This window comes from Lacinutrix mariniflava, assembly GCF_001418015.1.
In the GTDB taxonomy this organism is placed as follows: Bacteria; Bacteroidota; Bacteroidia; order Flavobacteriales; family Flavobacteriaceae; genus Lacinutrix; species Lacinutrix mariniflava.
The window spans coordinates 306,169-321,499 of sequence record NZ_LIQG01000026.1; the positions used below are offsets into that span (position 1 = coordinate 306,169).

The following is a 15,331-nucleotide window of genomic DNA, read 5'->3' on the forward strand; positions in this document are numbered from 1 at the left end:
ATTATATTGTTTCGCTCACGTAGCGAAAACTATTAAAATGAAACAAACACAACACATAGCAATAGTACTCTTTATACTTTTTACAAGTATAGTTAGCGCGCAGGTTCAATTTCAAACTAAAGTGAGCAAAAAAACTTTAGGTTTAAATGAGCGTCTGCGAGTAGATTTTTCTATGAATAAAGATGGAGATAATTTCAATCCTCCCGGTTTCGATGGTTTCGATGTTGTTGGTGGACCAAACCAGTCGGTAAGTAATTCTTGGATTAATGGTAAACGCTCTTTCGAGAAAATATATAGCTACTACCTATCTCCAAAGCGTAAAGGCAATTTAATGATTGAATCTGCTAGTATAGAAATTGACGGTGAGACTTATAAAACTAACGCTATAGTAATTAACGTTACCAAAGAAATACAAAAACCGAAAGACCCAAATACAGCTATTGCTAGTGAAAATATTCATTTAGTAGCGGAAATCTCAAAAACAGATCCTTATTTAAATGAAGCGATTACTGTAGTATACAAATTGTATGTTGCACCAAATACTGGCGTTAGTAATTGGAGAGAAACAGACAATCCTGAATACGACGATTTTTGGAGCCAGCAGATTAACCCAAAAGGATTAAAAATAGAAAAAGGAAAATATAAAGGTGAAGACTATCAATATGTTGTTTTACGCAGAACCGTCTTATATCCTCAAAAAACAGGCAAGCTAATTATTGAACCTCTAAAACTTGATGTTACAGCAGATATCCCAACGAAGAGAAGAGATATTTTTGGACAAAGATTAATGAGCAAAATTAACGTTCCTGTAACCGCTGGAAGACGTACAATTAATGTAAAACCATTACCTGAATTAGGAAAACCATCTGATTTTTCTGGAGCAGTTGGTGATTTTAAATTTAACTTAAGCACTTCTAAAAAAGAGCTTAATGCAAACGAATCTCTACAAGCCAAAGTAACGGTTTCAGGTAAAGGAAATTTAAAATTATTATCCTTACCAGAGTTAACACTACCTAATTCTCTAGAGGTTTACGAGCCAGAGCACAACGAGAATGTAAGAACCAATTTAGGTGGCATGCAAGGTGATATTTCAAACAGCTATACCATTGTTCCACAATACAAAGGTAAATATCCAATACCAACAATTTCATTTTCTTATTTCGATTTAAAGACAGAAAGTTATAAGCGTTTATCTTCTAACGAAACAATAATTAATGTTTTAGAAGGCCCTGTTTATGGAGCTTCCGATAACAACTTGACCACAGAAGGCGGAGAAAAACAAAACATCGTTCTAAACAACGATCAATTTGCATTTATAAAAACTGACGCGAATTTAATTTCAAAAAACACTACGTACTTTTTTAAATCGACAGTCTTTTGGGTAAGCTTAATATCTCCTTTATTATTAATTCCGTTAGCAATTGTTTTCAGAAGAAAAAAAGAACAGCGCGCTGGTGATATTGTAGGCAACAAACTTAGAAAAGCAGATAAATTAGCTAAAAAATACTTAGGTGCTGCTAAAAAAGCTCTAGGACAAAAAGAAGCCTTTTATGTTGCATTAGAAAAAGCATTGCATAATTATTTAAAAGCAAAATTAAATATTGAAACTAGCGATTTAAGTAAAGACAAAATTCGCGTGTTATTATTAGAAAAGCAAGTAGATAACACCGTGGTTATAGATTTTGAAACTATTCTCGAAAACTGCGAATTAGCAAGATACACACCAATTACAACCGTTACCATGCAGCAAGATTATGACAAGTCTGCAAGCACGATAAATTTAATAGACAAACAGATTAGATAATTTTGTTATTTCTAAAAAGGAATCTACAAGAACCACAGATGAAAAACATACTCTACATATTATTATTTTTCTTCGGAAGCATTTCTGCCCAAAACGATAAAATATTTGACCAAGCAAATACGCTTTACAACGAAGCGAAATACGCCGAAGCTATAGATAGATATGAAGTAATCCTAAATACCAATAAACATTCTGCCGAGTTGTATTACAATATTGCTAATGCACATTATAAGCTTAATAATATAGCGTCATCGGTATATTATTTTGAAAAAGCACTCGCATTAAAACCTAATGACAAGGATATAAAAAACAACTTAGCATTTGCCAATAATATGCGCATTGATGCGATAGAGAATTTGCCAGAAGTTGGTTTAACCAGGTTTATTAAAAAGGCGACAAATAGTCTTACTTTCGATAATTGGGCTAAGCTAACAATAGCTTGCGTTCTGTTATTTGTGCTCTTTTATTTACTTTATTATTTTACTTTTGGAACTCGAAAAAAAAGATTTTATTTTGTAAGTAGTTCTCTTTCAATAGTACTTGCATGCATTGCACTAATTTTCAGTTTCTATAGCTTTGATTTAGCAAAAAAGAATAATCCAGCCATTGTTTTTGCTCAAGAATCTCAAGTTAAAAGTGAGCCAAATATGCGTAGTGAAGAAGCATTTGTTTTGCACGAAGGCACTAAAGTTCAGGTTATAGACACCGTAAAAAATTGGAAAAAAATTAAACTTAGTGATGGTCAAACAGGATGGATAGAAAGCACTGACTTAAAACTCTTACAGAATTTTTAGTTTTTATTTAACATAAGAATATAGCATTAATCTTATATTTGCAGCTTAAATTATTTTCTATACATGCTAAAAACAAACATATCTATATTCTTTACTATATTATTCATGGCGATTATTACAGCGCCATCTATTATTGTAGCTTTAGATGACTCTGTAGATATATCTGTTTTTTATAGCATGTCAGAAGAGGAGGAAGAAAACCACAATTTAAAACTAGTTTTTCATAATAATGAAGAAGATCTCTTATGTTTAGAGAACGTTTTAATAATAAACAATTTAGGTTATTTCTTTAAAAACTACTCGAAACCTCACTTAAATCTCATTTCTCCACCACCAGATTTTATTTAATATTTTATCGTTAGGTCATTATTTGTCCCCCAAAAAAAATATTAAAATAACTATTGATGACTAGTCAATAGTATAAAATCAATTTATAAATGTTTAAAACATTAAAAAGCGACTTGCCAGCAAGTGTCGTTGTATTTTTCGTTGCACTACCACTATGTTTAGGTATTGCATTAGCAAGTGGAGCACCACTTTTTTCAGGAGTAATAGCAGGAATTATAGGAGGTATTGTAGTAGGAGCTTTAAGTGGTTCCAAAATAGGCGTTAGTGGACCAGCAGCTGGTTTAGCAGCAATTGTATTAACAGCTATTGGCAGTCTAGGTGGCTATGAAAACTTTCTAGTTGCAGTCGTTTTAGGAGGTATAATTCAACTAGTTTTTGGTATATTAAAAGCTGGAATTATTGGATATTACTTTCCTTCATCGGTAATTAAAGGTATGCTTACAGGTATTGGAATAATAATAATATTAAAACAGATTCCTCACTTCTTTGGCTACGATGCCGAGGCAGAAGGAGCAGATAGTTTTCTGGAAGCTTCTGGAGAAAATACTTTCTCTGCAATATGGAATCTTTTCGATAATGTTATTCTAGGCTCTATGGTTGTTGGTTTTTTAGCCTTAGGCATCTTACTACTATGGAGTAGCGTTTTATCTAAAAAAGGAAAATTTTTCCAAATTGTTCAAGGACCTTTAGTAGCAGTTGTTGTTGGTATTATTTTTTACCTAGTCACTCAATCTAACGAAACTTTGGTTATCGCTAATTCGCATCTAGTAAGCGTTCCAGTACCAGACGATTTTGATTCTTTTATCGGTCAATTCCGCTTCCCAAATTTCGCAGTAATAACAAATCCTGAAGTTTGGGTTATAGCCTTTACAATCGCTTTAGTAGCAAGTTTAGAAACTTTATTATGCGTAGAAGCATCTGATAAAATAGATCCTAATAAAAATGTTACACCAACTAATAGAGAACTATTAGCTCAAGGTGCTGGTAATATATTATCTGGTTTAGTAGGTGGTTTACCAATAACTCAAGTAATTGTTAGAAGTTCTGCTAACATTCAATCTGGTGGAAAATCTAAGATGTCTGCAATTCTACATGGGTTCTTACTATTAATTTCTGTAATACTAATACCTACTCTACTTAACAAAATACCATTATCGGTATTAGCAGCAATTTTATTAATTGTAGGTTATAAACTTGCAAAGCCATCATTATTTATTAAAATGTATAAATTAGGATGGAAACAATCTGTACCGTTTTTTGTAACAGTAATAGGGATCGTTTTTGCAGATTTGTTAGTAGGTATCGGCTTAGGTTTGGTTGTTGGTATTGTGGTAATACTTTTAAAAAGTTACCAAAACTCTCACTTCTTACATATTGAAGATAATAGTAATGGGAAGCATAAAATTAAAATGGCATTAGCCGAAGAAGTTACTTTCTTCAATAAAGGAGCTATTTTAAAAGAGCTTGATAGCTTACCAAGAGATACTTATTTAGAATTTGACGTTACTAAAACGAGATATCTTGATTATGATATTGTTGAAATTCTTGAAGATTTCGCTTTTAAAGCTAAAGAAAGAAATATCGATATAAAATTAATTTCTAAAAGAGGGATTGTTGAAAATCCACCTAGTTTTATTGAATTCTTTCAATTAAGACCTAAGTCTAATATAAGTTTAAGTTAGGACGTTATGAAGAATAATAAGCATAAGATATTAGTACTTTCCGATTTAAAAAAAATGGCCGCTACTACCTTAATGAGTAGTGTAAGCTTAGCAAGTATGATTGATGCTGAAATTGCATTGTTTCATGTTAAAAAGCACATTGATATTGTAGAAAGTGATAATCAATTATCTGCTATTAGATCTTTAAATGAAGCGCATAATACTACAGAAAAGGAAATTGAAGCATTAATCCATCCTTTTTCAAAAGAGTATAATGTAGCAATTAATACTAGCTTTTCTTTTGGAAAAATAAAAGATGAAATTCGTGATCATATTAAACTTACTAAGCCTGATATTATTGTTTTAGGACAAAGAGATTCTAATCCACTTCGAATTATAGGAGACAGTATTACTCATTTTGTTTTAAAAGAGTTTAAAGGCGTTATTATGATTTCGGCAAATAAAAATGCTTTAGTACCGAATGAAAAAATGACTTTAGGTGTCTTTAATGATTCAAAAAAAGTATTTAATACCAAGTTTTCAAAAGACTTAATAACACATACAAAAGCACCTTTACAGTCTTTTAAAATTATTAACAGTCAAAAGGAAACAATAAATACATCTGCTGAAAATGAAGATAAAATGCTGGAATATGCTTTTGAAAAAAATGCAAATGCCATGACTACACTCTCTTCATATTTATCAAAAAATAACATTAACTTACTTTGTGTAGATAGAGCAGAAAATAAAACAAAAAATACAATAGAAACTTCTTTAAAAGAAGTGATAAACAAATTAAATGTTTCGTTATTAGTTTCGGAAGCATAATTTTAATTAATTAAAAAAACAAAACATTATGAAAGCACATACAAAAGAAACACAGTCGACAATGACACCTCAAAAAGCAATTGACTTTTTAAAAGAAGGTAATCAACGGTTTCAAGGTAATCTAAAAGCGAATAGAAACCTTTTAGAGCAAGTAAATGATACAAGTGATGGACAATTTCCTTTTGCAACAATACTAAGTTGTATTGATTCTAGAGTGTCTGCCGAATTAGTTTTCGATCAAGGTTTAGGAGATGTATTTAGTGTTAGAATAGCAGGAAACTTTGTAAATGAAGATATCTTAGGAAGTATGGAGTTTGGGTGTAAACTTGCCGGAACCAAAGTAATTGTAGTTTTAGGCCATACCAGTTGTGGCGCAATAAAAGGTGCTTGTGACGATGCTAAATTAGGTAACCTTACTAAGTTAATAGAGAAAATAACTCCAGCAGTAAAAGCTGTTACAGAACCTAAAGAAGCTAATTTAAGAACTTCTAAAAATTTAGATTTTGTTGATGACGTATCAAAAAAGAACGTAGAATTAACAATAGATAGAATTCATGCTGAAAGCCCAGTTCTTACTGAAATGGAGAAAAATGGTGAAATAAAAATTGTTGGAGCGATGTACGATATTAATACAGGAGCTGTGAATTTTTACTAAGAAATATCAGGAAAAATAAGTTAAAATGAAAAAGAAAACTTTAATGGCAACACTAACAATAGCTTTAGTGTTGCCTTTTCTTGCTTTAGGGCAAGAAAGTGATTTAGGAAATTGGTTAATTTATATTGGAAACAAAAAACTTAATTCTAAATGGAATATTCATAATGAAGTACAGTATAGAAATTACGATGCTGGTGGAGATTTAGAGCAACTATTATTAAGAACAGGCTTAGGATATAATTTAACCGAAAATAATGATAATTTATTACTAGGTTATGGTTATATTTTGTCTGAAAACTATGTAGGTGATACAGACGACAAAGTATCTGTAAACGAACACCGTATTTTCCAACAATTTACAACAAAGCAAAATAAATGGAGATTAAACATTACGCAGCGCTATAGGTTTGAACAACGTTTTATTGAAAGCGACTTTAAAATGAGATTACGCTATTTCTTATCATTTAATTACCCATTAAATAATAAAGAAATTATTCCAAAAACATTGTATTTGTCTGCCTATAATGAAGTATTTTTAAACACAGAACCCTCTATATTCGATAGAAATAGGCTTTATGGAGGATTTGGTTATAAATTAAATGAGAATATAAAATTTGAATTAGGATATATGAGTCAGATATTTGAAACCTCTTTTAGAGATCAAATAAATATTATTGCATTCATTAATCTTTAATTTATAGGTTTTTAAATAAAATTACTTACTATATATATAACTTATGAAAAACTTTTTTTCAAATCTAAAAGGTGATGCCTTTGGAGGTATTACTGCAGGAATTGTAGCGCTACCATTAGCATTGGCCTTTGGTGTATCTTCTGGGCTTGGACCAGAAGCAGGATTGTACGGAGCTATTTTTATTAGTTTTTTTGCAGCCCTTTTTGGAGGAACAGCAACGCAAATTTCTGGACCAACTGCACCAATGACAGCAGTGAGTATGGTTGTAATTGCTGGTATTGTAGCAGCAAACGATGGAAGTGTTGATAAAGCGCTTCCAGCAATTTTAACCGTATTCATGTTAGCAGGACTAATACAGGTAGGTCTTGGTTTTTTAGGATTAGGAAAATATATAAGATATATACCATACCCAGTGGTCTCTGGTTTCATGACTGCTATTGGAGTTATAATATTACTAACTCAAATTTTACCTTCCATTGGTTATTACCCAAAAGAAGACACTGAGTTTGTTGAGCAATTTAAACCACAAGCAGAAGAAGTTATTCTTGAAAACATATTAAAAGAAGAAGTAGGCGAAGGTATTTTAGTTTTAGATGATTTTCAAGAAACAAAAAAAAGAGCAGAATTAATTACACCAGAACAAGTTTTAAACGAAGCTCAAACATTAGCAGCTCAAGAGGCATCTGGAACAATAGGCGCTATAAAAGTACTCCCAAGAGCACTACAGAACATTGATTGGCTAGAGCTTATTCTAGCTTTAGGAACGATACTAATTATATACGGATTTAAACGAATAACAACAGCCATACCCAGCACCTTAGTGGCATTAGTTGTTATGTCTGGTATTGCTTATGGTTTTAACTTAGGTTATAGACCTATTTCTGAAATACCTGGAGGTATACGAATGCCAAAATATGAAATATTCACTTCTTTTAGTTTTGGTAGTATTTCACCATATATTTTTACAGCGCTAACCTTATCATTATTAGGAGCAATAGATTCGCTTTTAACAAGTGTTGTTGCAGATAACATGACCAAAACAAAACACAAGCCTAATAAAGAACTAATAGGTCAAGGAATAGGGAATACTATTGCTGCACTTTTTGGAGGTATTCCAGGTGCCGGAGCCACTATTAGAACCGTTGTAAATATTAATGCAGGAGGGAAAACAAAACTTTCTGGAATGATTGCTGGTATTATGTTACTAATAATTATGCTAGCACTAGGACCTGTAGCATCTAAAATACCTGCAGCAGTTTTAGCAGGTATATTAATAACTGTTGGTATTGGTGTTATGGACTACAAAGGATTAAAAGCAATACCAAGTTTACCGAGAGATATTAAATTTGGACCTTTAAAATTAAGCTCGGAAGTTTTAATAATGCTTATAGTATTATTGTTATCTACTTTTTGGGATTTAATTTATGCTGTTGGTATTGGTCTTATAATCGCATCATTAATGTTCATGAAAAAAATTGGTGATTTAACCGCTGAACGGTCAGATGTTAAATCATTAAAAGAAGAAACTTGGGATGATGAGTCTGAATTTCCAAAACAATTAAAAGAAGAAGTCTTTATTAAACATCTAAAAGGACCATTGTTTTTCGGTTCTACGAGTGATTTCCAAGCTTTAACGCTGCAAATTCCAGACACAGCAAAAATTGTAATATTACGATTAGGACGCATGCAATACATGGATCAAACAGGTTTGTACGCTATGGAAGACATGTTACAAGATCTAAAAAAGAAAGATATTGATGTCTTGTTTGTTGGCCTTTTAAAGCAACCAAGATATCTTATGGAACGTATAGGTATTATTCCAGATTTTATACCAAATGAGCACATTTTTAAAGATTTTAAAACCTGCTTAAAATGGATAAAAAATAATGTCGAAAACACATATTAATTTTCTAATATTATGAATCTCAGCAAAGTATTCCAAAACAATGAAAAGTGGATTAAGTCTAAATTAAATGAAGACGAAAAATACTTCGATAAATTAGGTGAAGGTCAAAATCCAGAACTCTTATTTATAGGGTGTTCAGACAGTAGAGTAACTGCTGAAGAATTAATGGGTTTAGGTCCTGGAGATGTTTTTGTGCATAGAAATATCGCAAATATGGTTATTGGTACAGATCTAAATGCCATGTCTGTAGTCGAGTATGCAGTAGAACATTTAAAAGTAAATCATGTTGTTGTTTGTGGGCATTATGGATGTGGTGGTGTAAAAGCCGCTATGCAGTCTGCAGATTTAGGTCTGTTAAATCCTTGGTTACGTAATATTCGTGACGTATATCGTATTCATAACGATGAGCTTAATGCTATTAAAGATGAAGAAAAAAAATACGAACGCCTAATAGAGTTAAACGTACAAGAACAATGTGTAAACCTTATTAAAACAGCTGCTATTCAAAAAGCAGTTCGTGGTAATGGCTTGCAAGTACACGGTTGGGTTTTCGATATTCACTCAGGAAAACTAATAGATTTAAAAATAGATTTTGAAAAAATTCTAGATAATATTAGAGAAATTTATCACTTAGACTAGAACAAAGAAAGCCACTCAAAACATGAGTGGCTTTTTCATTTTTAAAAGAACTAATTCTAAAAACAAATCTTAGCTTATTGTAATAAGCTATAAACAAATTGTGGATGACCACGTTCTCCAGATTCACTAGCCATTGCTAAAAACTTTAGCTTATACAAATTGCCATCGGTATCATTAACAATATAAAAAACATTCTCTTTTAAAGACGGTAAAGCTCCTGGTCCTCCTCCATTTCTCCAACTGCTTCCAATACTTCTTTGGTCGTTTGTAAAGTTTGTATCTATAACATCTCCAAGAGTAAAATTTTCATATGTAAAGGTGTTTAGTTCTGTATCTATCATATAAGCAGTTGCATTAGATTTTATGTTGTTAACTATATAATCCGAATATCCGTAAGCACCAAAACCAGTAATTTCATTAGTAAAAACAGTAAAGTTTAAATCCCATTCTGTTTTTATAGGCTCTACACTAACTTCAGATTCTGTATTAAAACTAAAGAAAGTAAAATTATAATCTGCATTTTTTGAAATAGTGACTTCGTTATGTGTTGTAGCATCTAAATCTGCATATTGTAATACGTAATCGTTTCCACTTTTCGTAACCCTAATTTTTTTCCAACCTCTAGAGTCTCCAGAAACAGCTACACTTCCGTTTGAAGGCGTTTCGGTTCCTACTTTAAAACCTAAGTTTACTAAATAGACGTGATTGTTAGTATCTGTATCAGAAATGGCATCAATAGCCGTTTCTGTAATTTGACCATAAGGAGCATCAATAAATTCTAAATTTGCTTCATCAAATGTTCCTACTGCTACTTGTGGTTGTAAATCTTGAACTTCTGTCGACGATGAGTTAACAGCATCAATATCTGTTGCTGTTAATTGTGCAGTTGCCATGTAAATAGAACCGTTTATAGCAACTCTAAAATCACTTCCAGAATAGAATCCTAAATCCCAAGAATCACGTTGTATAGCAGTCGCAGTATCTGTACTTAAATCTATATAAACTTGGTTTTGCTCGTTTGGTCCTCCAATTTCTGGAGACACTTCTGCGCCTTCGATTATAATAGAAATAGGTTGAGATGGTGTTGAATCATCGTCACTACTACAGCTTGATAAAGCGAATAGTGAAAGACATAAAATTGAGGTAAATAATTTGTTAATCATTGTAATTGGTTTTAAAAGTTTAAATTATATAATAGTTTTAAGTAATAAGAGCGACCATAACCTAATAGAAGTCCACTGCTGGTTGTTGAGTGCGTGCCAGTTGTAGAAGAGTTACTAACATTTACATTAGTAACATCTAGTAGGTTTCGTCCGCCAATTGTTGCTTGAATTTTATTGTTGAAAAAAGATTTTTTTATAGAACCGTCTAACCAACTGTAGGCATCTGTAGTCCTTTTTTCGAATATAGAATTGCCATCACCGTCTGTACCAGTAGACGTATAGTCCTTTTGCTTACCATTATGCTTTAATAGTAACGTAAAAGCAGTATTCCATTTTTTAACGTTATAAGTTGCACTTGTGTTTAATTGGTAGGAGCATAAAAAGTCATTATCTATATTAACTTCGTTATTTACAATTCTAGAAATACCTTGTAATGTTCCTCCTAAATTAAAAGTCCAATTATCTCTTTTTATACTGTTCTCTTGTGTAATTCCCCAAAGCTTATAAGTATCTATATTTATGTATTCGTATTGTAAAGGCGATGCGTTTACAATAGCAAGATCAATTTTATCCTTTAGGTCTATATAACTTAGTTTTATGGTGTTTTGTAATGCAGTATCATTAAACCAACTCTTCTTTTTTAAGGTTAAAAATGCTGAATAGCCTTGTTCTGGTTTTAAGTTTTCATTACCTCTTACATCGTGGTTAGAATCTACAAAGTAGTAGTATAACTCTTCAAAATTTGGTGTTCTATATGAAGTACCAACGTTGGCACGCAATTCGAAACCTTTAGGCATTAAATAACGTGTGCTTAATGAAGCTAAAACGCTAGAATCGAATAAAGAGTTGTACTCAAAACGTATTCCTGGCCTTATAGAAAAGGCATCATTTATGTTTATTTCTGAAGAACCAAACAAGGCAATATTATCTTGTTTTCTAGTTTTATCTTGTTGTGTAACATCACCAGAAGCTTGTGTGTCGAAACCTTTTATAAAGCGCGTTTCGTAACCTATTTGAAAGTTGTAGAACTTACTTTTTACAAGATTATTAATGTCGCCTTTAGAATAAAACACATTACTAGATTGGTATGTTTCGTCGGTTTCATCCGTTCTATCCTGTGTAAGTATATAGTAATTAAATTCGTTTAAATCTCTTTTTTGTGTTTGATAAGAAAACGAAGCGTTATAATTGGCACCCGAATGTAAACGACCACTAAGGTTTACATTGTTTACAAAACGATTGGTGGTAAAAATTTTATCTGTAGCAGAAGGATTACTCGTTTGATTAGCAACATCAACATTAGCTCTCACAGAAGCATCAAAAGCATTTATAGTTTCATTAAAATATTCAAATTTATAAGCTAATTTAAAATTATTAGTATTATAACTTAATAAGGCATTCGTATTAATTTGTGTTTTTGGTAACCAATCGTAACCTCTTAAACCATCATTTTGATAGTAATCTTGACCTTGTTTGTCATTATAAAAACCCGCGAAATCATTTCTATTAAAACCAATTCTAGTAAAGAGTTTTTCGTTAATATTATGTCCAATACTAAGAGATTGTATGTGTTTACCTTTATCAAACCATTCGTATTCATCGCTAACGGTTTCTTCTTGTACAAAGGCTTGAATTTTCCAGTCGCTACTAATTGCTTTTTTTGTAATTATATTAATAACACCAGAAACAGCATTGGCACCATATTCTACTCCCATGGCGCCTTCTACAATTTCAATACGCTCGATATCATCAAGGTTTACTTGGGTTAAATCGATATTATTTCCTAAGCCATTATCACTCACCAAGGGAATATTGTCTATTAAAATATTAAAGTATTGGGAGTCTAAACCAAAAAAGGAAACTGTAGATTTTCCAGATTGCGCATTAGGAGTAACAGTAAGGTTTAGGTTAAAGTTTAATAAATCGGCCAAGTTATTTGCGGCTTGACTTTCAATTTGTGTTCTATTGATAACAGTTACATTATGAATAGATTTTTTTATGGATTGTGGGTTGTATTGTCCTGTAATTACAACTTCTTCAAGAGATTGAGTTTTTAAAGAGTCTTTTTTTACTTGAGCAAAAGAAATACAGCTTAAAAAAAGTGAAAAATAAATGGTGATTTTATTTTTATTTAGAATCATTCTATTTTATATTTGCTGCAAATATATATCTTATTTTAATTCAATCTAAATAAGAATAATAAATTTTTAATATTTTTTTTATACCATAACCAAATAGCTTAAAAATGAAACATTTAGTAGTATTAGTAGCAATTATTCTTTCTATACCGTTTAGTATAAACGCTCAAAACAAGAAAAAACAAGATCAAAAAGCCATTAAAAGCATGTGTGGTTGTTATGAGGTGAGCTTTAATTTTGCTGAAACTTTTCAGTATTCTGATGATTCTACATACGTTGCTTCAAAAACAAAACACGATAGAGGATTAGAATGGGTACAACTTGTAGAAGATGAAAAAGATAAAATAGCGATGCAACATTTATTAATTGTAGGTTCTAAAGAAAACCCATATATAGTAAAGCACTGGAGACAAGATTGGGAGTTTGAAAATACAGATTTGTACGAGTATTTTAGAAATAACGAGTGGAAATACACAAAATTAGATAAAAGACAAGTACAAGGACAATGGTCTCAAAAAGTATTTCAGGTAGACGATAGCCCGCGTTACGAAGGTTCTGCAACTTGGATTCATTTAGATGGTAAACACTATTGGGAAAACACTACAACTGCACCTTTGCCAAGACGCGAATACACACAACGTAGCGACTATAATGTTACAGGTAGAACAAACAGACACGAATTAACTACAACAGGTTGGATACACGATCAAGACAATGATAAAATTTTAAGCGAAGAAGGTACTTACCAAATTATAGCCGAAGAAAAAGGACATAATGTGTACAAAAAAGTAGAGGATAGCGAATGTATTGCAGCACAAAACTATTGGGCAAAAGAAAAAGATAAGTGGGCTTTAGTACGTACAAAATGGGATGAAGTTTTTGCTAGAAACAAAGATCTATTCTTAGAAGAAAAAGTAGATAATAAAGTACTATTTAAATATTTATTCGATAAAGAAAAATACCAAACAGCAGAAGAAATCAATCCGTTAATAGAATCGTTTGTAAAAAAATAAGCTTCCGTATTATTGACTCCAAATTGAGGCACAAGCCGTTAGTGGAACTGAAATAAAATACTAAGTGTTCTTATAATTCGCGGCCTAAAAATTGATAACAGAATACCATAAATAAAAGACACTATAATTAAATACCCATGAAACATTTAAAAAACATAACAATAGTCGTAATACTCTTTTTAAGTACACAAATTTTTGCACAGGACAATGTGTTTTTAAATAGAGATTTTTGGAAATCTAATCCAACAATTAAAGCTATTGAAACAAAAATAAAAGAAGGAAATAATATAGCAGAGGCTAATAGTAATAATTTTGATGCTGTAACTTCTGCAATATTAGTAGATGCACCACTTGAAACTATAAAATACATCCAATCTAAAAAAGGAAATGATGTAAATAAACTTACTCATGATGGTAGAACATACATTTTCTGGGCAGCTTATAAAGGTAATGTAGAACTTATGGAATATCTTTTAAGTAATGGAGCAAGAACAGACATAAAAGATGATAAAGGAAGTACAATATTAAATTTCGCAGCTGGATCTGGACAGCAAGATACTAAGGTCTACGATCTATGTATTGCACATGGAGCTAAAGTAAAAACAGATGTAACTCCAAATGGAGCGAATGCTCTATTATTAGTTGCACCTTACGATAAGGACTATACGTTAATAAATTATTTCACTTCAAAAGGAGTAGATATTAATAGCGTAGATAGAGATGGTAATGGTGTTTTTAATTACGTTGCAAAAACAGGAAATGTAACGCTATTGAACCAGTTACTGGAAAAAGGTATTAAAGGTACTGATAACGCATTTGTATTTGCAGCCCAAGGCACCAGAGGAAAAGCAAATACAATAGACTTTTATAAGTATTTAGAAAGTTTAGGTTTAGATTCTAAAAATGGTGGTGTTAAAGGTGAGAGCGCTTTACATATTTTAGCCTCTAGAAGCAAAGACTTAGAGCTTATTAACTATATTATTGATAAAGGATCGGATGTAAACGCACAAGATCAAAACGGAAACACACCATTTATAAATGCCGCAAATAGAAATAGTTTAGAAACCGTAAGATTATTATTTAGTAATGTAAAAAATGTAAACCAAGTTAATAAAAAAGGAGCATCTGCTCTCGCTCTAGCGGTAGAAAACAACGCATCAGAAGTGGTTGATTTTTTAATTAAAAACAAAGCGAATGTTGCTACATTAGACGCTGATAAAAATAATCTAACAGTTTATTTAATGGAATCTTTTTCAACTAAAAAAGAAGATCATTTTAAACAAAAATTAGATGTATTAACTAAAAACGGTTTAGATATTACTAAAACCCAAGATAATGGTAATACATTATACCATTTAGCTTTGGCGAAAAATAATGTAGCGCTATTAAAACTTATTAAGCAATATGATATCGATGTAAATGCTAAAAACAAAGAAGGAAATACCGCATTACATCTTGCTGCGTTACAAGCAAAAGATACAGATATTTTAAAGTATTTAATTTCTATTGGAGCTAAAAAAGAAATGGGTACAGATTTTGAGGAAACGGCTTATGATTTAGCATTAGAAAACGAAATTTTAAAATCAAAAAACATCAATTTAGATTTTTTAAAATAATGACTAAATTATCCTGAACTTGATTTGGGAACTCGTGATAATTAAGATTAATTCAAATTGATAAAAATAAAG

13 protein-coding genes are annotated in these 15,331 nt (G+C 31.4%); 11 read left to right on the plus strand and 2 right to left on the minus strand.

The genetic code is table 11. The annotated features are described in order from the left end of the window. The first annotated feature begins 37 nt into the window (after positions 1–37). From ASC44_RS08350 to ASC44_RS08390, 9 genes are all read left to right on the plus strand, one after another. Positions 38–1,804 (plus strand): BatD family protein, encoded by a 1,767-nt coding sequence (locus ASC44_RS08350; protein WP_055447145.1) that lies wholly within the window; start codon positions 38–40, stop codon positions 1,802–1,804. A 38-nt stretch (positions 1,805–1,842) separates the two neighbouring features. Continuing rightward, the gene (locus tag ASC44_RS08355; RefSeq protein WP_055447146.1) at positions 1,843–2,598 is read left to right on the plus strand and encodes a tetratricopeptide repeat protein; all 756 of its coding nucleotides are present in this window, start codon (positions 1,843–1,845) and stop codon (positions 2,596–2,598) included. Positions 2,599–2,703: 105 nt separating this feature from the next. Continuing rightward, the gene (locus ASC44_RS08360) at positions 2,704–2,946 is read left to right on the plus strand and encodes a hypothetical protein (protein ID WP_241491422.1); all 243 of its coding nucleotides are present in this window, start codon (positions 2,704–2,706) and stop codon (positions 2,944–2,946) included. 89 nt (positions 2,947–3,035) lie between these two features. After that, the gene (locus tag ASC44_RS08365; protein WP_055447148.1) at positions 3,036–4,628 is read left to right on the plus strand and encodes a SulP family inorganic anion transporter; all 1,593 of its coding nucleotides are present in this window, start codon (positions 3,036–3,038) and stop codon (positions 4,626–4,628) included. Between the two features lie 6 nt (positions 4,629–4,634). Further along, positions 4,635–5,435 (plus strand): universal stress protein, encoded by an 801-nt coding sequence (locus ASC44_RS08370; protein WP_083476266.1) that lies wholly within the window; start codon positions 4,635–4,637, stop codon positions 5,433–5,435. A 28-nt stretch (positions 5,436–5,463) separates the two neighbouring features. Continuing rightward, entirely contained in the window at positions 5,464–6,090 is a 627-nt protein-coding gene (locus ASC44_RS08375) for a carbonic anhydrase family protein (protein ID WP_055447150.1), read from the plus strand. Positions 6,091–6,115: 25 nt separating this feature from the next. Further along, entirely contained in the window at positions 6,116–6,784 is a 669-nt protein-coding gene (locus ASC44_RS08380) for a DUF2490 domain-containing protein (protein WP_083476267.1), read from the plus strand. 43 nt (positions 6,785–6,827) lie between these two features. Then, positions 6,828–8,690 carry a SulP family inorganic anion transporter gene (locus ASC44_RS08385; protein ID WP_055447151.1) on the plus strand — a complete coding sequence of 621 codons (1,863 nt, stop codon included), beginning with the start codon at positions 6,828–6,830 and terminating at the stop codon, positions 8,688–8,690. Positions 8,691–8,702: 12 nt separating this feature from the next. Further along, positions 8,703–9,329 (plus strand): carbonic anhydrase, encoded by a 627-nt coding sequence (locus ASC44_RS08390; RefSeq protein ID WP_055447152.1) that lies wholly within the window; start codon positions 8,703–8,705, stop codon positions 9,327–9,329. Positions 9,330–9,403: 74 nt separating this feature from the next. Here ASC44_RS08390 and ASC44_RS08395 read toward each other — a convergent pair whose 3' ends face one another. Both ASC44_RS08395 and ASC44_RS08400 read right to left on the minus strand, forming a co-directional pair. Continuing rightward, positions 9,404–10,492: an HmuY family protein gene (locus ASC44_RS08395; protein WP_055447153.1), complete on the minus strand. Its 1,089-nt coding sequence runs from the start codon at positions 10,490–10,492 to the stop codon at positions 9,404–9,406. Positions 10,493–10,503: 11 nt separating this feature from the next. Further along, positions 10,504–12,633, minus strand: coding sequence for a TonB-dependent receptor plug domain-containing protein (locus ASC44_RS08400; protein ID WP_055447154.1), 2,130 nt, complete (start codon positions 12,631–12,633; stop codon positions 10,504–10,506). Positions 12,634–12,737: 104 nt separating this feature from the next. Between ASC44_RS08400 and ASC44_RS08405 the strand changes: the two genes are divergently transcribed. Together ASC44_RS08405 and ASC44_RS08410 are read left to right on the plus strand one after the other, a co-directional pair. Then, a complete protein-coding gene (locus ASC44_RS08405) occupies positions 12,738–13,643 on the plus strand; it encodes a DUF6607 family protein (protein WP_055447155.1) in 906 nt (301 codons plus the stop codon). 137 nt (positions 13,644–13,780) lie between these two features. After that, entirely contained in the window at positions 13,781–15,259 is a 1,479-nt protein-coding gene (locus tag ASC44_RS08410) for an ankyrin repeat domain-containing protein (protein ID WP_055447156.1), read from the plus strand. Positions 15,260–15,331: the final 72 nt, after the last annotated feature.

What these genes read in the sequence shown, in the direction of transcription:
- ASC44_RS08350 (WP_055447145.1), top strand. Translation starts at nt 38, where the DNA reads ATGAAACAAACACAACACATAGCAATAGTACTCTTTATACTTTTTACA.
- ASC44_RS08355 (WP_055447146.1), top strand. Translation starts at nt 1,843, where the DNA reads ATGAAAAACATACTCTACATATTATTATTTTTCTTCGGAAGCATTTCT.
- ASC44_RS08360 (WP_241491422.1), top strand. Translation starts at nt 2,704, where the DNA reads ATGGCGATTATTACAGCGCCATCTATTATTGTAGCTTTAGATGACTCT.
- ASC44_RS08365 (WP_055447148.1), top strand. Translation starts at nt 3,036, where the DNA reads ATGTTTAAAACATTAAAAAGCGACTTGCCAGCAAGTGTCGTTGTATTT.
- ASC44_RS08370 (WP_083476266.1), top strand. Translation starts at nt 4,635, where the DNA reads ATGAAGAATAATAAGCATAAGATATTAGTACTTTCCGATTTAAAAAAA.
- ASC44_RS08375 (WP_055447150.1), top strand. Translation starts at nt 5,464, where the DNA reads ATGAAAGCACATACAAAAGAAACACAGTCGACAATGACACCTCAAAAA.
- ASC44_RS08380 (WP_083476267.1), top strand. Translation starts at nt 6,116, where the DNA reads ATGAAAAAGAAAACTTTAATGGCAACACTAACAATAGCTTTAGTGTTG.
- ASC44_RS08385 (WP_055447151.1), top strand. Translation starts at nt 6,828, where the DNA reads ATGAAAAACTTTTTTTCAAATCTAAAAGGTGATGCCTTTGGAGGTATT.
- ASC44_RS08390 (WP_055447152.1), top strand. Translation starts at nt 8,703, where the DNA reads ATGAATCTCAGCAAAGTATTCCAAAACAATGAAAAGTGGATTAAGTCT.
- ASC44_RS08395 (WP_055447153.1), bottom strand. Translation starts at nt 10,492, where the DNA reads ATGATTAACAAATTATTTACCTCAATTTTATGTCTTTCACTATTCGCT.
- ASC44_RS08400 (WP_055447154.1), bottom strand. Translation starts at nt 12,633, where the DNA reads ATGATTCTAAATAAAAATAAAATCACCATTTATTTTTCACTTTTTTTA.
- ASC44_RS08405 (WP_055447155.1), top strand. Translation starts at nt 12,738, where the DNA reads ATGAAACATTTAGTAGTATTAGTAGCAATTATTCTTTCTATACCGTTT.
- ASC44_RS08410 (WP_055447156.1), top strand. Translation starts at nt 13,781, where the DNA reads ATGAAACATTTAAAAAACATAACAATAGTCGTAATACTCTTTTTAAGT.